Raw genomic sequence first — 17675 nt, 5'->3', positions numbered from 1 at the left:
GGACCCGGCGCCGGCGACGGCGGCCCACGTCCGGGCGGTTTCGGCGGACGCGGCCCCGGCGGCGGTGGTTTTGGYGGGCGTGGCGGCGGATTCGGCGGCGGCGGCCAGGGCGGCGGGCGGCTGAACTTCGCGCTCTACCACACCTGGCATTTCAAGGAGGAAGTGCTGGTCCAGAATGGCGGGCCGCGGCTCGACCTGCTCAATGGCGACGCGACCAGCGGCAGCGGCGGGCAGTCACGCCACGAATTCGAGGCGCAGGCCGGGTACACGAACAACGGCGTGGGGTTCCGCCTGTCGGGCAATTACCGCACCGGTACCGAAGTGAATGGCGGCACGCCGGCCGCGCCGCAGCGGCTGGATTTTTCGGGGCTCGGCACGCTCGACCTGAGGCTGTTCGCCGATTTCGGCCAGCGGCTCGATCTGGTCAAGAAGCACCCCTGGCTGCGCGGCACCCGCCTGACGATCGGGGTGACCAACATCTTCGACGGCAAGCAGCGCGTGACCAATGCCGCCGGGATCACGCCGGTCAGCTATCAGCCCGATTATCTCGATCCGCTGGGGCGGAGCGTACGGGTCAGCATCCGGAAGCTGTTCTTCTGAGGGTTTGACGTGGCCGGGGGGACTTCCCGGCCACGTCCCCTCCCTGTCTCAGAAATCCTGTCTCAGAAATTGACCCGGAAGGTCGCCCCTGCCGTGCGGGGCGTGCCGAGCTGGCCGGCATAGGCAAAGGGCGAAGTGCCGACGATCGCGGTGGTCGACAGGTTCTGGAAGTATTTCTTGTCGAACGCGTTGTTGACCCAGGCCGACACGTCGAACTGTCCGTCGCGGAAGGACGTACCGACGCGGAAGTTGAACAGGGCATAGGGGTCGATCCGGCTATAGGGCCCGGCATCGGCGGTGCCGAACGTGCTGGAGCGATAGCTGAACTGGCCGATCGCATAGGGTCGCACGCCGTTCGCGAGCTGGACATGATAGTCGATCGACGCATTGGCGACCCATTCCGGCGCCTGGAACAGGGGCTTGCCGGTGAGGTCGCATACGCCGGTGACCCCGACCGGGCACGGCGCATTGGCATAGCTCTTGTACTTGGCGTCGTTGTACGAGCCATTGGCGTCGATCGTCAGGTTATTGGTCACCTTCAGCGACGCATCCACCTCGACGCCGCGCGCCCGTACGTCGCCGACATTGGCAAGATAGGAGCGGTTGCCATTGGTGGGCACGATATTGGCCTGAAGCCCGGACAGGTCAGTCGAGAAGGCGCTGAGGTTGAAGGTCAGGCGGCGATCGAAGAACTGGGTCTTAAGGCCGATCTCCCAATTCTTCACGTCCTCGGGCTCCAGAACCAGCGGCGTTCCCGCCGAGACGGCGGCGTTGAGGTTCAGGCCCGAACCCTTGTAGCCGGTCGAATAGGACCCGTAGACCAGCACATCGGGCGCGATCTTGTAGGCGATGCTGGCGAGGTACGAGACATTGTCGCCCGTCACCGACGTGTTGTAGTGGAAGGGGATCGAGGTCGCCGGATTGGGCGTGCCCACGGTCGAGGTATCGGACCGGCCCCAGCGCTTGTCGTGCGTGTAGCGGATGCCGGCGGTGAGCGTCAGCCGATCCGTGACCGAGTAGTTCGCCTGGCCGAACACCGCGACGCTGTCGACCGTGGTGCGGACGTCGTCGAGATATTGCGAGCCGGGGGCGATGTTGATCGCCGCCGCCGCCGGGTTCGCGAGCCGGGCATAGGTGGTGTAGAAATTGCTCGCGTCCGTGCCGAACTGGTTGAGGATGAAATGATCGCGCAGCACCTGGTGGAACAGGTAACCGCCGACCTGCCAGGTGAATCGCCCGGGTTGTGAGGCAAGGCGGATTTCCTGCGAGAACTGATCGTCCTTGGTCTGGGCGACATTGACCTGGATGACGTCGAGCGGCGTGCCGTCGCTGTCCTGCAACGGCGCGAAGTGCCAATAGCGCCACGCGCTGATCGACGTCAGCGTGACCGGGCCGAGATCCCAATCGGCCTGCAGCGACACGCCCTTCTGGTCGGTCTTCATGTTCTGAAGCGAATTGTTCTGGGTGTAGTCGAGGCTCCGTTTCGGCACGTACCCGAGCGCGGCGAGCGCCTGGAGCGTGCGGCCGGTGGTCGCGCTGAGGCTTGCGGGCAGGACCAGTTTGGTCGCGCTGACGCAGCAGGTATCGTCCTCGATCGAATAATCGCCGATCAGCCGCAGGGTGAGGTTGCTGGCGGGCGTGGCGAGAAGCTGGACGCGCGCGCCGCTGCGCCCGACGCTGTTCGCATTCACCCCGGTCTTGATATTGTCGAGCACGCCGTCGCGGTGAGTGTTGAACCCCGTGACGCGGAAAGCGAGCAGTCCGTCGATGATCGGGCCGGTCACGCTCACGCGCTCCTGGTTGTAATTATACGTGCCGCCGGAGATTTCCGCCGTGCCCTTGAACTCGAATTCCGGCCCCCGCGTCGTGATGTTGAGCACGCCGGCCGAATTGTTGCGCCCGAACAGCGTCCCCTGCGGGCCGCGCAGCACCTCGACTCGGTCGACATCGATCAGGTCCGACAGCGCCATGCCGGGGCGGCCGAGATAGACACCGTCGATATAGACGCCGACCGAAGTATCGAGCCCGTCCGATGCGGAGGAAACGCCGATGCCGCGAATGCCGATCGAGGAATTGCGCGGGTTGGAATTATAGGCGGTCAGGCTGGGCGTCTGGAACTGGACGTCCGTCAGCGTGTAGCCGCCCTTACGCTCCAGCGTCTCGCCCGAGACCACCGAAAGGGCGATCGGCACGTCCTGCGCGCGCTCCGAAGTGCGGCGCGCGGTGACCACGACATCGGCGCCCTCATCGGAGGTTGTGGTGGGATCGGACGCCGCCGCAGCGGCGACCGCTGCCCCTGCCTTCGCGACGGCATCCTCCCCCTCCGGCCCCGCGCCGTGCGCGAAGGCCGGCTGGGCGAGCCCCATGCCCGCGATGATCGATGACAGCAGAAGTGACTGGCGGAACGTGTTCATGATGGCCTCCCTTGCCCCGGTAAATCGTCGATCGACGGGTCTCGGCCGCCCCTCTCCGGACGGCTCTGAACGAGGCCGGCCATCTCTCGACGCCATGCTTCGCTGCATGCCGCGGGACGGCCCGATCCGCCCCAGATCGAAGGCGCAAGGCTGATTCTTAATTCCTACCAAGTCAATGGGAATTGATTCTTCTGGGGCTCGAAGTTTTTCTAAAGGCGCCCCGCTTCGCCAGTCGCTCCGGCGATTTTCTGTCGATCATATCCATTATGTATCAGTATCTTATCTCGGCATTCTGCCATGAAAGACGGCGCGCGCGGACGCGCGAGCCATCGAACGGTTCCCCGCTTTAATTCCCATCAATAAGATATGGATTCTACGACGAAGGAAAGATATCCTACGTTCGCCGATCGGCCGCCCGCAGGCAGTCTTCGGTTTCAACTCTTCGTTCGGGAACCCGCAGATGCCGACTATTGGGAATCTAGACTTCAGCCGCCAGGGCTTTGGAGCGATGGGCCTGTCGCATGTCTACGGACAGGCCGACGACGCCAGTTCGATCAAGACGCTGCACCGCGCGATCGACCTTGGGGTCACTTTTTTCGACACCGCCACGGGCTATGGCCCGGGGCACAATGAAGAGCTGCTGGGCAAGGCGATCAGGGACAGGCGCGACGGCCTGGTCATCGCCAGCAAGTTCGTGCCCCGCCCGAACGGCGGCGGCGTCGCAGTGCCCGCGGTCAAGGCGCGCGACGCGGTCGAGGCAAGCCTGACCCGGCTCGGGCTCGACCATATCGATCTTTATTACCTGCACCGCGTCGACCCCGGCATTCCCATCGAGGAATCGATCGGCGACCTCGCCCGGCTGGTCGATGAGGGCAAGATCGGCGGCGTCGGCGTGTCGGAAGCCTCGGCCGACGGCGTGCGCCGAGCGCATGCGACTCATCCCCTGACCGCCTTGCAGAGCGAATATTCGCTATGGACCCGCGACGTCGAGGTCGAGATCCTGCCGGCCGTTCGCGAGCTGGGGATCGGCTTTGTCGCCTATAGCCCACTGGGGCGCGGCTTCCTGGCGGGCGCGGAGATCAGCGATCCCGACGATCGACGTCGGCACCATCCCCGATTCCAGCCCGACGCGGTCGCCGCGAACAGCCTGCGCCGCGCGACGATCGAGCAGGTCGCCAGGCGCGTCGGGGCGACGGTGGCGCAGGTGAGCCTGGCCTGGGTGCTGTCCAAGGACGTCGTGCCGATCCCCGGCACGCGGCACATCAACCATCTCGAGGCCAATTGGGCGGCCAATCATCTCGAGCTCGATCCCGAATCGCTCGTCGCGCTCGAAGCGGCGTTCCCCCGGGGCGCTACCGCCGGCGCCCGCTACCCGGCCGAGGCGCTCCGGCTCGTCCCGCCCGAGCCCGTTGCCGCCTGAACGAAAAGCTGAAGGAGCCGCCATGAACGCCGTCACCGCACTTCGCCCCGAAACCAACCGCGACCGCTTCACCTATGACCATATCACCGTGGAGGCGGTGACGCCGACGATCGGTGCCGAGATTTCAGGCGTCGACCTGCGCGAGCCGATCACGCCCGAGATCGCCGCCGACATCCAGCGCGCACTGCACGATTGGCGCGTCGTGTTCTTCCGCGATCAGGACATCAGCAACGATCAGCTGAAGGCGTTCGGCCGGGCGTTCGGCCCGCTGACGCCGGCACATCCGATCGCGGAAGGGCTGCTCGACCATCCGGAAATCTGGGAACGATCGGTCGCCGAATATCGCGCCCGGCACGAACGCAACACCACCCTCCCCCCCGGCCGCGAGCCGCCGCGCGATTACAAGGGATGGCATATCGACATCACCTTCGTCGCGAACCCGAACCGCTATTCGATCCTGCACGGCGTCGAAATCCCGCCTTATGGGGGCGACACGCTCTTCGCCAATCTCGTGGCCGCCTATGAAGGCCTGTCGGCGCCGATCCGTACGTTGATCGACGGATTGCAGGCAGTCCACCGCACCACGGATTATGATGGCGGCACCCGCGAGCCACGCCGTGATGGCCGCACCAAGGGCCCGTTCGTCGCGCTCCACCCACTGGTCCGGATTCATCCCGAGACGGGCGAGAAGCTGCTGTTCCTCAACCCGGGCACGATCAGCCATATCGTCGGATTGAAGGAGCCGGAGAGCAAGGCGCTGCTCGACCTGCTCTTCTATGAGGTCACCCGACCCGAATATCAGGTCCGGTTCCACTGGCGGCCCAAATCGCTCGTGGTGTGGGACAATCAGGCGACGGCCCATGCCGGGCCGATCGACTATGCCCATTTCGACCTGGCGCGCGCGGTGCGCCGCATCACCGTCGCGGGCGAACTGACCCGCGGGCCCGACGGCTTCGTCTCGCAGCAGCTCGAGGGCGCGCTGTTCAACGTGCTCGGCTGATGCCGGTCGCGGCCAGATCGAAGCCATGGGGTGTTATCGCTCTGGCCGCGTTCGTCGCGGTCACGATCGGCCTGCTGGTGCTGTTCGCACCCAACCGACAGGCCAAGGCGGCGGGCGGGCTGGCGCTGTCGGCGCCCTTGCCCGACACCGTGCCGGACGGCACGCTGCTGACGGTCGGCGATCCCGTGACGGAATGGGTGGTCCACCATAATGGCTGGGACAAGGACCTGCCGTTCCGGATCAAATGGGTGCAGATCACCGGCGGGCCCGACGTGACCGAGGCGTTCCACGCCAAGGCGCTCGATGTCGGCCTGGGCGCGAACGTGCCGCCGATCCATGCGACCTGGGTCGGCCTGCCGGTCAAGATCATCGCCACCGCCTATCGACACGACCCGCTGAACCACCCCGCCTTCGTGCTGGGCATCGCGCCCAAGGCCAATATCCGGACAATCGCCGATCTGCGCGGCAAGAGGATCGCGATCAGCCCGAGCCAGGTGCAGGGGCAGATCGTCCTCCAGACCTTGAAGAGCGCGGGCATCGCCAAGAGCGAAGTCACTCTGGTCGAGCTTCCGTCCAACATCGGCGGCGACGTCTATACCAGCGCGCTGGCCAGCGACGCGGTCGACATGGCGCCGATCGGCGGCGGGATCGTCGCCGAGCGCTATCTGCGCAAATATGGCGACGACGGCGCCACTGTCCTGAAGCATCCCGATTTCCGCGACGATCCCGTCTTCGCCTATGTACCGGTCGAGGTCCTGGAAAACCCGGCCAAGGCCGCCGCGCTCAAGCAGTTCGTTGTCTTGTGGGGCCGGGCATGGGCGTGGCGCCAGACTCATCCGGAGGAGCTGGCGCGCGGCTATTATGTCGGCGAGCAGGGGCTGAAGCTGGAGGATGCGCGGCTGATCGTCACTGCGGCGGGCAGGCCCGACATCCCGGCCGAATGGACCGACGCGATCCGGTATCAGCAGGCCTCGATCGACATCCTCGCGCCTGAGCTGGGCAATCCACGCTTCGAGGCCGGCACGCTGTTCGACCGCCGTTTCGAGAAGCTCGCCGCTGACGGCTTCTCCGCAGCCAGTTCCAAATGACCGGAGGTGTCATGAACGCTCCCTTCCCCCAATTGGTGGTCGCGCCGCCCAAGCATTTCGCCCCGGCGCAGGTCGCGCGAAGCCAGCAATCGGGGGTGCGCCGGCTGGGCCTCGGCGCACCGCTCGCCTGGGGCTGGATCCTCGGGCCCGGGCTACTGCTACTCTACTGGTCCGTGTTGTCGGCGACCGGATGGCTTGACCCCCGCGTGCTGCCGGCGCCCTGGACCGCGGTCGAGACGGCGATCGAGCTGATCCGCGACGGGCGTCTTCAGGACAATCTCGCGGTGTCGGCCTGGCGCGCGGGACAGGGGCTGGTGTTCGGCACGACCGTCGGGGTCGTGCTTGCCTTGCTGTCCGGCCTGACCCTGCTCGGCGGCTATGTGATCGATGGGCTGGTGCAGCTGAAACGCGGCATCCCGGTGCTCGCGCTTATCCCGTTCATGGTGCTGTGGTTCGGCGTCGGCGAAGGCATGAAGGTGACGGTGATTGCCGTCACGGTGTTCGCGCCGGTCTATATCCAGACTCACACGGCATTGCGGGCGATCGACCTGAAGCAGGTCGAGCTGGCCGAGACGCTCGAACTGAGCCGATGGGGCTTCATCCGCCATGTCGTGCTGCCCGGCGCGCTGCCGGGCCTGCTTACCGGCCTGCGCTTCGGCGTGACCGCGTCATGGCTGGCGCTGGTCGTGGTCGAGCAGCTCAATGCGACGAGCGGGATCGGCTATATGATCACGCTCGCGCGCAACTATGCGCAGACCGACATCATGCTGGTCGGGCTGGTCGTCTACGCCCTGCTCGGCCTGACCTCGGACGCCGTGGTGCGGCTGATCCAACAGCGCGCGCTGCGCTGGCGCCGGACGCTCGCGTCGTGAGCGCCGTCGTGCAGGTCCGCGGGCTCGTTCGCCGCTTCACCCGGAAAGGCGTGCTCGAAGGCATCGATCTCGACATCGCCGCCGGCGAGTTCGTCGCGCTGCTCGGCCGCAGCGGATCGGGCAAGAGCACCCTGCTCCGCGCGCTCGCCGGGCTAGATCACGAAGCGGAAGGAACGGGCACGATCCTGGTGCCGGAACGCTTGTCGGTCGTGTTCCAGGACGCGCGGCTGCTGCCGTGGAAGCGCGTGCTCGACAATGTCCTGCTTGGGCTGACGGGCGCGGATCGGCGCGCGCGCGGGCTGAAGGCGCTCGACGAAGTCGGGCTGGCCGGGCGTGAGAATAGCTGGCCGTACGAGCTTTCCGGCGGCGAACAGCAGCGCGTGGCGCTGGCGCGGTCGCTGGTGCGCGGACCGGCGTTGCTGCTGGCCGACGAGCCGTTCGGCGCGCTCGATGCGCTGACGCGAATCCGCATGCACGCGCTGCTCCGGCGCCTGTCCGAAGTCTATAATCCCGCAGTCCTGCTCGTCACGCATGACGTCGACGAGGCGATCGAACTGTCCGACCGGGTGGTCGTGCTCGACGATGGCAAGATCGTCGCCGACATCCGCGTCGCCCTCCCACCCGATGGCGTGGCCCGGCGCGAACGGACCGCCGCGCTTCAGCACGAGCTGCTCGGCCTGCTCGGCGTCGCGGTCGATGCCGCCACCTCTCCCTATGCCCGCAGCGAAAGGATTCCCGCATGAGCACCGATCGGAAACTTCGTCTCGGCGCCTTTCTCCAGGCGACCGGCCATCATGTCTCGGCCTGGCTGCATCCCGACACCGATGCGGATGCGGGGCATAATCTGGAGCATTACAGGAATCTCGCGCGCGCGGCGGAGCGCGGCAAGTTCGACCTGGTGTTCGTCGCCGACAGCCCCGGCGGCTATGCCGATTTCACCGACGAGGCGACCTTTCGCCAAAATGCCAAGGCAGCGCATTTCGAGCCGGTGACGCTCTGGGCGGCATTGTCGCAGGTGACCGAGCGCGTCGGTTTCGCCGCCACCTCCACCACCACATATGAAGACCCCTATACCACGGCGCGGAAATTCGCCTCGCTCGACTGGATCACCGGCGGACGCGCGGCATGGAACGTCGTCACCACCGGCGCCGACGTGTCGGCCAATTTCAGCCGCACCGAGCATCTCGAGCATTCGAAGCGCTACGAACGCGCCGAGGAATATATCGATGTCGTGAAGGGCCTGTGGGACAGTTACGAGGACGACGCGTTCGTGCGCGATCGCGCGTCCGGCGTCTTCCTCGACACGGAGAAATTCCATGTGCTCGGCCATCAGGGCGAGCATTTCCAGGTCCGCGGGCCGCTCAATATCGGGCGTCCGCCGCAGGGCTATCCGGTGATCGTCCAGGCCGGCGCGTCCGAGCCGGGCCGGGAACTGGCGGCGCGGACGGCCGAAGTGATTTTTACCGCCAATCTGCTGCTGGAGGATGCGCAGGAATTTTACGGCGATGTGAAGGCGCGGCTCAGCAAATATGGCCGACGGCGCGAGGATCTGCTGGTGATGCCGGGCATCTTCGCGGTGCTGGGCGGTACCGAGACCGAGGCGCAGGCAAAGTACGAAGAGCTGCAGTCGCTGGTACACCCGGCGATCGCCTGGGGCATTTTGAACCGGCATTATCAGGGCGTCGACCTGTCGAGCTATACGCTCGACGATGTCGCGCCGCCGCTGCCCAACGACACCAATGGCAGCAAGAGCCGGCTGAAGCTGGTCTCGGACCTGGTCGAGCGCGAGCGGCCGACCTTGCGCCAGCTCTATCGCCAGGTCTCGACCGCGCGCGGCCATCTGACCACGGTCGGCACGCCCGAGCAGGTCGCCGACCTGATCCAGACCTGGTTCGAGACCGGCGCGGCTGACGGCTTCAACGTGATGCCGCCGATCCTGCCGACCGGGCTAACCGATTTCGTCGATCAGGTCGTGCCGATCCTTCAGCGCCGCGGGCTGTTCCGCGAGGAGTATGAGGGCAAGACGTTGCGTGAGAATCTCGGGCTCAGGCGGCCGGTGAACAGCTTCGCAGGGCGCGCGGCTGCCGTGGCGGAGGCATCGTGAGCGAGGCACTTCAGGCGCGCTATCGCCATGACGGCGGCGCAGCGATCCACCGCAACCCCGCGATCGACCTGCTGATTGGGCATCGATCGGTGCGAGCCTATCTGCCCGACCCGCTGCCCGAGGGCACGATCGAGACCCTGGTTGCCGCAGCGCAATCGGCCGCATCCTCCTCCAACCTTCAGGTGTGGAGCGTGGTCGCGGTGCAGGACCCCGAACGCAAGGCGCGGCTGGCGGCGCTGGCCGGATCGCAGAAGCATATCGTCGAGGCGCCCTTGCTGCTCGTGTGGCTGATCGATTTCGACCGGCTGACTCAATTGGCGACCGCGCGCGGCGTGCCGGCCGAGGCGCTCGACTATACCGAAACCTTCCTGCTCGGATCGGTGGACACGTCGCTGGCGGCGCAGAATGCGGTGGTCGCGCTGGAATCGCTGGGGCTGGGATCGGTCTATATCGGCGGGATCCGCAACCGGCCTGCCGAGGTCGCGGCGGAACTCGACCTGCCGCCGCGGATGTTCCCGCTGTTCGGCCTGGTGGTCGGCGTGCCGGATCCGGCACGCCCGGCCTCGATCAAACCGCGCCTGCCGCAATCGTCCGTGCTGTTCCATGAGACCTATGCCTGGACCGACCGGCAGCATGACGGCGCGCATGCCTATGACGAGCGCCTGCGCAGCTTTCAGCGCGAGCAGGGCATGGCGGAGCGCGGCTGGACCGAATTGGCCGGGGAACGGACGCGCGGGCCGGACTCGATGGCGGGGCGGCATGTACTGCGGACGGTGCTGGGTGAGCTGGGTTTCGCGCTGCGATAACACTCGAGCAAGGCGATCGCGCTTTCGCCTGCTCTCCATCTGTGTTAGCTGAATAACACAGATGGAGGCAATTCTTGGCCATTCGACGCGCGCGGCATGAATTCTGGGGTTCCGGGCCGGCCTATCGCGAAGCCGCCGGTTTCACCTTCCACCGCCTCGACGCGACCGCGCCCGAGAAAGAGGTGGAAACCCATAGTCATGACGAAGCACATTTCGTGCTCGTGCTCGGCGGGCGGTATATGTCCTCCGCCAAAGGCGCGCCGTTAGCGTCGTCCACGCCGCTGCTAGTGTTCAATCCGGCGGGCACCACCCACCGCGACCGTTTCTATCGCGGCCAGGGCAGTTTCCTCGCGGTGTCGGGCGGCCCGGCGAACGACGAGGGACAGGCGATCACGGTGCTCGATCCCTATGCGATCTGGACCGCGCATCGCCTTGCGCGGGAGCTGGAGGACGCCACGCTGCCGGCACTCGGCCTCGACGGGCGGGCGCATCAGCTTGTCGCGAGCGTTATGCCATCGACTTCGGACGAAGCGCCCGACTCCGCGGAACCGCCATCCTGGCTGCGCCGGGCGTTCGAGATGAGTTTCACCGCCAACGATAGCGAGCTGAGCGTCGCCGACATGGCGACCGAGGCGGGTGTGCATCCGGTGCATCTCGCCCGGGTGTTCAAACGCTATCTCGGCTGCTCGCCCGGCGAATATCTGCGCGGACGGCGGCTGGAGCGCGCGGCGGCGATGCTCGGGGCACCGCACGCGTCGCTAGCCGATGTCGCCTGCGCCACCGGTTTTGCCGACCAGGCACATTTCAGCCGCGCCTTCCGGTCGGCCTTTCGCAGCACGCCGCTGGCTTGGCGTCGCGAGCGCGATGTTGCGCGGATACAAGACTGAGGTGCTGCGATCCATGCAGGGATCGGCGACCCTTTCTGTCCGGAACCCGTCATGCGTATCATCAAGACCATTGCCTCGACCATGATCCTCACCGCCCTGCTGGCCACCCCGGCGCTCGCCGACCCCGCCGATTCCGGCAAGGCGAGCGCGCTGGCCGGCCTGTGGCAAGCGAAGAAGCGGTTCGGCCCGGACGTGCGCGGCGAACTCACTCTTGTCCGCGACGGCACGACATGGCGTGCGCAGATCGCCGGCCGCGATGCGATCGCCACCCTGGACGGAAATACCCTCACCTTCTCGCTGGCGAACGGCGAAGGCAGTTTCCGGGGCAGGCTGATTGACGGCGGCAAGCGCATTCGCGGCCATTGGCTCCAGCAACGCACCGTGACGAGCGGCACCGCCTATCTGACCCCGGTCGAGCTGGTCGCACGGGGAGCGGGCCAGTGGCGTGGTGAGGTCCGACCGCTGGACGACAGCTTCACGCTATATCTCAAGATCGATGCCCATCCCGATGGCAGCGCGCGCGTCTTCCTGCGCAATCCGGATCGCAATATCGGCCGGTCCGTCGACCTGCAGCACATCACGCGGGACGGGGACAAGATTACGCTACTCGGCAAGCCCGGCGGCGCGGACAAGGAAGTGCAGATCTCCAGCGGCAGCTACGACGCCGAGAATGAGATACTCTTGGTCTTCATCCCGGGGCGCGGTGGTACCTATGATTTCGAGCGGGCGGGCGAGGAGAGCGATTTCCATCCCCGGCCGGGCAAGGCGCCCTATGCCTATCGCCCGCCGCTGGTCCGGGACGATGGCTGGCCGGTGGCGACGCTCGGCGCCGTGGGCATGTCGGTGCCGGCGATCGAGCGCTTCGTGCAGATGGTGATCGATACGCCGATCGATTCGGTCCACGCGCAGGACATCCACAGCGTGCTGATCGCGCGGCACGGCAAGCTCGTGCTCGAAGAATATTTCCACGGGCAGGATGGCAGCCAGCTGCACGACACGAGGTCGGCGGCGAAGAGCCTGATCGCGGTGATGATCGGCGCGGCGATTCAGGATGGTGCGAAACTGAGTCCTGCCACGCCGGTCTACAGCCTGATGAACGGGGGCACCTTCCCCACTGGCCTGGAGCCGCGCAAACGCGCGATGACGCTCGAGCATCTGCTGACCATGTCGTCGGGTCTGCATTGCGACGATCGCGATCCGAAGGCGCCGGGCAACGAGGATGTGATGCAGAACCAGGACGCGCAGCCCGACTGGTATCGCTATGCGCTCGACCTGCCCATGGCCTCGGCGCCGGGCGAGGCCGCGATCTATTGCAGCACCAACCCGAACCTTACGGGCGGCGTTCTGGCCAGGGCGACCGGCGTGCGGCTGGAGGACAGTTTCGACCGGCTGATCGCCCGGCCGCTGCAGTTCGGCCGCTACGCCCTCAACGTCCAGCCGACCGGCGAGCCCTATATGGGCGGCGGCGCGCAGTTCATGCCACGCGACTTCATGAAGCTCGGCCAGATGATGCTCGACGGCGGGACCTGGCACGGAAAGCGCATCGTGAGCGCTGACTGGGCGAAGCGTTCCACTGCCCCGATCCGCGAGATGCGCGGGCTTCATTACGGCTATTTCTGGTGGGGCATCGACCTTCCTTACAAGGGCAGGACGCTGCCGGCGTATTATGCCGCGGGCAATGGCGGGCAGGTGGTGATGGTCGTGCCCGCGCTCGATCTCGTCGTCGCGATCTTCGGTGGCAATTACAGCGACAAGGTGATGTACCTGCCGCAGGAGATCTACACGCCCCGATATATCCTGCCGGCAATCGAATAAGCGCCCGATTTCACGTCATTTCCCGTTCGCTTTCGCGCGCTCTTCACGGCAGGATAGGACAATCGCTGCCGGGAGGATGTGATGGATCGAGTACGCAAGATCGCATGGGGCTATTTCGCCGGCTTCATCGCGGTGGTCGCGATCGGCTATGTGCCGGGCTTCCATGACGCGGACGGCAATCTCTTCGGGCTGTTCAAGCTCGATCTCTACGACGACAGCCTGCACCTTGCCTCCGGCATCTGGGCCGGTGTTGCCGCATGGCTCTCCTACCGGGCGTCGCGCGGCTATTTCCGGCTGTTCGGGCCGCTCTATTTTCTCGACGGCGTGCTCGGCCTGATCACCGGCAGCGGTTATCTCGACGGGGGCATCTTCCTCTACGGGCCGCTCGACCTGTCGCTGACGATCCGGTTCTTCGCCAACCTGCCGCATCTGCTGATCGGCGGATTCGCGATCTATACGGGCTATGTCCTCGCGCGGCGGCCTGCCGCGGCGGCATGAAACGGCGCTGGAAGATCGCGATCGGTATCGGCGGCGTGGTGGCCGCGACGATCCTGATTCCGATGGCCTATATCGAGGTCGGTTGCCGGTCGCCGATCGCCGGGTTCGACCCGGGCGCCCCGTACAAGCCGATCCTGTCGCCCGCCGAGCGGCGGCCCGAGGCGCGGACCTTCCTGACCTATCCCGAATGGCACATCGTCTATTCGGCGGAGAGCTATGGCCGGCATCTGACCGCGGGCCAGCGACCGAGCAGCTATGCGTTCGGCAGCGATATCGGCGGTTTCTGGTCGAGCTATTGCGCGCTCAACCGCGCGACGGCGGACGGCGATGCGGGCGACGCCAAGATGATGATCTACACGATCGGCATCAGCTATACCGTCGAGATGCTGGTCAAGGCGGCCTATGAGCGGCTGATCGGACAATTCTTCGAATGGACCGGCGGCTGGCGCAGTGCCGACGACCTTTACGCGGCCGGCGTTCAGCGCGAATATGGCTGGTTCATGCACGAGACGCCCTGGTACAAATTCCCGTTCGGCAGGGCGTTGAGCGGGGAATGGCGGACGGCGGACAGCAGGAACCGGCTCCGGCATTATGAGCGCCGCTTTGCGCTCAGCGCCGAATATGGCGTGAAGGCGGGCTATGCGAAACTTATCGGATCGGCGGCGGGCGCGACGATGGACCCGGCGGCGCCCACGCTGCGGTTCGTGGCGACGGGCACGCCGGCGGCGATCCGGGCGATCGACCCGCGCCTCAAGCCGATCCGCGCGGCGGGCGGAATGACGGTGGTCGAGGCGCCGCGTTATGCGCAATTCACCGATCTGCTGGGCAAGCTCGCCGCCTCGCGGATCGGGATCGTCGAGATTTCCGGCAATGACGACGTCCTGGTCACTATCCTTGCTCCCGCCTCGGCCGGGCCGAAGCCGGAGGAAGGTACCGTGCTCATTTCCCAACCGCTGGCCGATCGGCCCGGCTGGAGCCGCTATGGCATCTCGACCAGGGTCCCGAAGCTGCTCGCGCTGCTGCGCGCGATCAAGGCGCGCGGCGGGACGGTCGAGCATGTGTATGATTATTAGGGCTGAAGCGAACCGGATATTTCGGGGCCCCGTTAAACAAAGCCTCCTTGTGTCCCCGCGAAGGCGGGGACCCAGTCTGGGCTCCCGCCTTCGCGGGAGCACAACGGGTAGCTTCGCGCGGCCATGACACCGTGGCTGTAAGCACTCCCAGAAACCTGCTCCGCATCGCGGCGAAGGTCGCGCTGGTGCTGGGCGGCTGGACGGTGATCATGCTCGCCATGCCCTTTGTCGGGCCGGCGCGGCAGGTCGCGGTGGTCGGGGACCGGGCGCGGGCACTCCGCGCCATCGCCGCCGCGGGCGGGAGGGTGGTGGAGGTGCGCGACGGGGCCATCCTGGCCCGGTCCGACAGGCCCGGTTTCGTCGCCGCGCTCTATCGCAACGGCGCGCGGCTGGTGATCGAGGGGCGGATCGGCGCGGGCTGCTTCAGCCCCGCGACAAAGGCGGGCTGAACGCCGGCGCGTAGCGCGCATACCAGCTGTTGCTGAACAGCCCGTCCGGATCCCAGCGCCGCTTCTCCGCGAAAAAGGCGCCGATCTGCGGATAGGAGCGCTGGAGCTGCGCCGGCGTATAGTGAAGCTGATAGGGCAGGAAGAAGCGCCCGCCCTGCTTCACCGTCAGGTCGATCAGGTCGCTGGTCAGCTTCGCCATCGCCTTCGTGCCCTCGGCATCGGTCTTCTGGTTGAGATACAGCACAACCGAGAAGGCGGGCGCGGGCGCATAGCTCAGCGCATTGCTTTCGGTGTCGACCGCGCGGATCGAAGCATTGACCAGGTTCGCATGCTGTTGCTGGAATAGTGTGCGCATCGCATCGATGAACGGGACGATCCGGTCGCGCGGGATGAAATATTCGTGGAGGATGTCGGTCTCGGCCGGCAAGGCGTTGCGCAGATAGGCGACGCTGTCGTGCATCGGATCGTTGCGCGAGACGAGGCACGCCTCCCCATCCCCCATCGCCTGGGCGCGAGTGATGGTGCAGGTCTCCAGCCGGTGCTCGATATGTTTTTCGGACCACCATTTGGCCGAGGCGAAGAAGCTGCTGCGCTTGGCGAGATTGACGGTGAGGCGGCGCAACCTGGTCGAGCTCACCTCGGTCAGCGGCGCGCGGGTGAGGTTCTGGTCTTCCGATACCTTGCGGTAGCTATACACCAAAGCCTCGCGCAGCAGCGAGCCGGGCGCGGTCGAGAGATGGGTGTAGGTCAGTCCGACCGCCGGATCGGCCTCGAGCGTTGTGAAGGTCTTTGGAAACGCGCGATAGTCGATCATCGCGCGTTCGGAGCGGTAGACATCGTTGGGCACGACATCGAGCACCGCCGAGAGCAGCACGCCGAACAGGCCATAACCGCCGACGATATGGCTGAACAGATCGGGATTCTCGGCGCGGGACGCGGTGACGATCCGGCCGTCCGCCAGCATCACGCGCAGGCTGCGGATCGAGCGCATCACTGCCCCCGCCCGGTGGTCCATGCCGTGCGCGTTGACGGAGATCGAGCCGCCGACGGTGAAGATGTCGGTCGATTGCATCGCCTTGACCGCGAAGCGCGGATGGATCGCCTTCTGGATATCGTGCCAGGTCGCGCCGGCCCCCACCGTGACCGTCTGCGTCGCCGGGTCGAGCGCGATGCGGTTCAGGCCCTTCATGTCGAGCACCACTCCGCCACGGCGAAAGGCATGGCCGCCCATGCTGTGCTTCATGCCTGCGGGCGAAACGGTTAGGCCATGCGCGCGGGCATAGGCGATCGCGCCGGCCACGTCCTGCTCGCGCCGTACCGCGACCACGCCCGCCACCGGGGTGCGGCTGAGGCAGCTCGCGTCGTTGACAGTGCCGCCGCGCTGCGCCCAGGTCGGCTCGGGGACGTTGGCCGCATTGCCCTTCAGCGCGGGAAGCGGTGGCAGGATATCCCCGCAATCCTTGGCGCCGACCGGGTCGGCGGCAAGCGGCAGCGCGTAGAAGGTCGCGCTCGCCGCGATCAACGCGATCACCGAAACACCGATCAACAACTTTTTGCGTTTCATGGTGATTCCTCGATGCGGCGTGCCGGAGGATAGCGGTTCGGATGGCGCCTGCAACGCGCTTCGCAGCCAGGACAAGATCGGGAAATCCGGCTAGCGGCGGTTTCATCGACAGCGACGAACGGGATTTCCCATGGCGGACTACGACTATTGCACCGTGGACGTGTTCACGGACCAGCGCTTCGGCGGTAATCCGCTCGCGGTGTTCCCCGCGGCCGCGGGACTCGACACCGCCACCATGCAGGCGCTCGCGGCCGAGATGAATTACAGCGAGACTTCGTTCGTCCTGCCGCCGGCCGACCCGGCCAATACGGCGCAGGTCCGCATCTTCAACCGGACGGCGGAGATGCCCTTTGCCGGCCACCCCAATGTCGGGACGGCCTATGTCCTGGCGCAACTCGGGCTGGCGACGGGGCCGATCTTGCGGTTCGAGGAGATTGCCGGACTGGTGGAGGTTCGCCTGACGGGCGACAGCGGCGCGGAGATCGACGCGCCGCAGCCGCTGAGCCTGAAAGGCGAATTGCCGGCGGCGGAGATCGCCGCGTGCCTTTCCCTGGCCAGGGAAGCGATCGTGCTGGCGGAGCATCCGCCGATCCGCGCGAGCGTCGGCGTCGATTTCGTGATCGTCGCCGTGGAACCGGAAGTGCTGGCCAAAGCCATACCCGATATCGCCGCTTATCGGCGCCTGGCCGATGCGCGGCCGGAGCTTGAGGGCCGGCTGTCCATCTTCCTCTATGCGCTGTCCGGTGCGGGCGTGCGCGCACGGATGTTCGCGCCCCTCGCCGGCACCTGGGAGGACCCGGCGACGGGCAGCGCCAATGCCACGCTGGCGGCGCTCCGCCTGTCGCTCTCGGGCGAGGAGACGCTTGCCTATGAGGCGGTGCAGGGCGTCGAGATGGGGCGGGAAAGCCGGCTGTCGCTGCGCGCCTGGCGCGCCGCCGACGGCATACGCGCCAGCGTCGGCGGGCGCTGCGTCAGTGTGTTCCGCGGGAAGGTGTCGTTGTAGCGCGATAGGCCGGCGCCTCCCCTTCTGCCTCCCCGGCGGAGGCCGGGGCCCAGTTGGAAGGATTGATGTAACGGCGCGCAAC

General features: G+C 66.4%; 15 protein-coding genes and 1 pseudogene. 14 read left to right on the top strand and 2 right to left on the bottom strand.

The features are described from left to right. Window positions 1-600, top strand: a pseudogene (locus AC1DX5_RS17250) (TonB-dependent receptor); the annotation flags it as partial. A 62-nt stretch (window positions 601-662) separates the two neighbouring features. Here AC1DX5_RS17250 and AC1DX5_RS17245 read toward each other — a convergent pair. After that, window positions 663-3014 carry a TonB-dependent receptor gene (locus tag AC1DX5_RS17245; protein ID WP_478016496.1) on the bottom strand — a complete coding sequence of 784 codons (2352 nt, stop codon included), beginning with the start codon at window positions 3012-3014 and terminating at the stop codon, window positions 663-665. 460 nt (window positions 3015-3474) lie between these two features. Here AC1DX5_RS17245 and AC1DX5_RS17240 point away from each other — a divergent pair, with 460 nt between their 5' ends. The 12 genes from AC1DX5_RS17240 to AC1DX5_RS17185 all read left to right on the top strand — a co-directional run bounded on the left by AC1DX5_RS17240 (window position 3475) and on the right by AC1DX5_RS17185 (window position 15026). Next, on the top strand, window positions 3475-4434 hold the full coding sequence (locus AC1DX5_RS17240) for an aldo/keto reductase (protein ID WP_478016495.1): 960 nt from the start codon (window positions 3475-3477) through the stop codon (window positions 4432-4434). A 22-nt stretch (window positions 4435-4456) separates the two neighbouring features. Next, the gene (locus AC1DX5_RS17235) at window positions 4457-5434 is read left to right on the top strand and encodes a TauD/TfdA dioxygenase family protein (RefSeq protein WP_478016494.1); all 978 of its coding nucleotides are present in this window, start codon (window positions 4457-4459) and stop codon (window positions 5432-5434) included. Continuing rightward, window positions 5434-6522 (top strand): ABC transporter substrate-binding protein, encoded by a 1089-nt coding sequence (locus tag AC1DX5_RS17230; RefSeq protein WP_478016493.1) that lies wholly within the window; start codon window positions 5434-5436, stop codon window positions 6520-6522. The genes AC1DX5_RS17235 and AC1DX5_RS17230 overlap by 1 nt, the downstream gene beginning before the upstream one ends. Window positions 6523-6533: 11 nt before the next feature. Further along, complete coding sequence (locus tag AC1DX5_RS17225; protein WP_478016492.1) at window positions 6534-7394, top strand: ABC transporter permease; 861 nt, start codon at window positions 6534-6536, stop codon at window positions 7392-7394. Further along, window positions 7391-8137 (top strand): ABC transporter ATP-binding protein, encoded by a 747-nt coding sequence (locus AC1DX5_RS17220; RefSeq protein WP_478016491.1) that lies wholly within the window; start codon window positions 7391-7393, stop codon window positions 8135-8137. Before AC1DX5_RS17225 ends, AC1DX5_RS17220 begins: the two co-directional genes overlap by 4 nt. After that, the gene (locus tag AC1DX5_RS17215; RefSeq protein WP_478016490.1) at window positions 8134-9498 is read left to right on the top strand and encodes an LLM class flavin-dependent oxidoreductase; all 1365 of its coding nucleotides are present in this window, start codon (window positions 8134-8136) and stop codon (window positions 9496-9498) included. The genes AC1DX5_RS17220 and AC1DX5_RS17215 overlap by 4 nt, the downstream gene beginning before the upstream one ends. Further along, window positions 9495-10304 (top strand): NADPH-dependent oxidoreductase, encoded by an 810-nt coding sequence (locus tag AC1DX5_RS17210; protein WP_465172698.1) that lies wholly within the window; start codon window positions 9495-9497, stop codon window positions 10302-10304. Before AC1DX5_RS17215 ends, AC1DX5_RS17210 begins: the two co-directional genes overlap by 4 nt. 74 nt (window positions 10305-10378) lie before the next feature. After that, complete coding sequence (locus tag AC1DX5_RS17205) at window positions 10379-11191, top strand: helix-turn-helix transcriptional regulator (protein WP_478016489.1); 813 nt, start codon at window positions 10379-10381, stop codon at window positions 11189-11191. Window positions 11192-11242: 51 nt separating this feature from the next. Further along, on the top strand, window positions 11243-13006 hold the full coding sequence (locus AC1DX5_RS17200) for a serine hydrolase domain-containing protein (protein ID WP_478016488.1): 1764 nt from the start codon (window positions 11243-11245) through the stop codon (window positions 13004-13006). A gap of 81 nt (window positions 13007-13087) precedes the next feature. Beyond that, entirely contained in the window at window positions 13088-13504 is a 417-nt protein-coding gene (locus AC1DX5_RS17195; RefSeq protein WP_465172695.1) for a DUF4383 domain-containing protein, read from the top strand. Continuing rightward, the gene (locus AC1DX5_RS17190) at window positions 13501-14577 is read left to right on the top strand and encodes a hypothetical protein (protein WP_478016487.1); all 1077 of its coding nucleotides are present in this window, start codon (window positions 13501-13503) and stop codon (window positions 14575-14577) included. The genes AC1DX5_RS17195 and AC1DX5_RS17190 overlap by 4 nt, the downstream gene beginning before the upstream one ends. 131 nt (window positions 14578-14708) lie before the next feature. Beyond that, window positions 14709-15026 carry a hypothetical protein gene (locus AC1DX5_RS17185; protein WP_465172693.1) on the top strand — a complete coding sequence of 106 codons (318 nt, stop codon included), beginning with the start codon at window positions 14709-14711 and terminating at the stop codon, window positions 15024-15026. Here the strand turns inward: AC1DX5_RS17185 and AC1DX5_RS17180 are convergent. Further along, window positions 15001-16590, bottom strand: a complete 1590-nt coding sequence (locus AC1DX5_RS17180) for an FAD-binding oxidoreductase (RefSeq protein ID WP_465172692.1) — start codon at window positions 16588-16590, stop codon at window positions 15001-15003. The two genes, AC1DX5_RS17185 and AC1DX5_RS17180, sit on opposite strands and share 26 nt — an antisense overlap. Before the next feature lie 130 nt (window positions 16591-16720). Here AC1DX5_RS17180 and AC1DX5_RS17175 point away from each other — a divergent pair, with 130 nt between their 5' ends. Beyond that, complete coding sequence (locus AC1DX5_RS17175) at window positions 16721-17593, top strand: PhzF family phenazine biosynthesis protein (RefSeq protein ID WP_478016486.1); 873 nt, start codon at window positions 16721-16723, stop codon at window positions 17591-17593. Window positions 17594-17675: the final 82 nt, after the last annotated feature.

It is taken from the genome of Sphingomonas sp. P2_B6, assembly GCF_056404755.1.
The sequence above is the reverse complement of the archived record's forward strand: the minus strand, read 5'-3'. Positions and strand labels throughout refer to the sequence as shown.

Excerpts from the sequence above, each read along its gene's own strand:
- AC1DX5_RS17180 (WP_465172692.1), bottom strand. The coding sequence starts at position 16,590 with ATGAAACGCAAAAAGTTGTTGATCGGTGTTTCGGTGATCGCGTTGATC.
- AC1DX5_RS17245 (WP_478016496.1), bottom strand. The coding sequence starts at position 3,014 with ATGAACACGTTCCGCCAGTCACTTCTGCTGTCATCGATCATCGCGGGC.
- AC1DX5_RS17215 (WP_478016490.1), top strand. The coding sequence starts at position 8,134 with ATGAGCACCGATCGGAAACTTCGTCTCGGCGCCTTTCTCCAGGCGACC.
- AC1DX5_RS17235 (WP_478016494.1), top strand. The coding sequence starts at position 4,457 with ATGAACGCCGTCACCGCACTTCGCCCCGAAACCAACCGCGACCGCTTC.
- AC1DX5_RS17175 (WP_478016486.1), top strand. The coding sequence starts at position 16,721 with ATGGCGGACTACGACTATTGCACCGTGGACGTGTTCACGGACCAGCGC.
- AC1DX5_RS17225 (WP_478016492.1), top strand. The coding sequence starts at position 6,534 with ATGAACGCTCCCTTCCCCCAATTGGTGGTCGCGCCGCCCAAGCATTTC.
- AC1DX5_RS17230 (WP_478016493.1), top strand. The coding sequence starts at position 5,434 with ATGCCGGTCGCGGCCAGATCGAAGCCATGGGGTGTTATCGCTCTGGCC.
- AC1DX5_RS17200 (WP_478016488.1), top strand. The coding sequence starts at position 11,243 with ATGCGTATCATCAAGACCATTGCCTCGACCATGATCCTCACCGCCCTG.
- AC1DX5_RS17240 (WP_478016495.1), top strand. The coding sequence starts at position 3,475 with ATGCCGACTATTGGGAATCTAGACTTCAGCCGCCAGGGCTTTGGAGCG.
- AC1DX5_RS17195 (WP_465172695.1), top strand. The coding sequence starts at position 13,088 with ATGGATCGAGTACGCAAGATCGCATGGGGCTATTTCGCCGGCTTCATC.
- AC1DX5_RS17190 (WP_478016487.1), top strand. The coding sequence starts at position 13,501 with ATGAAACGGCGCTGGAAGATCGCGATCGGTATCGGCGGCGTGGTGGCC.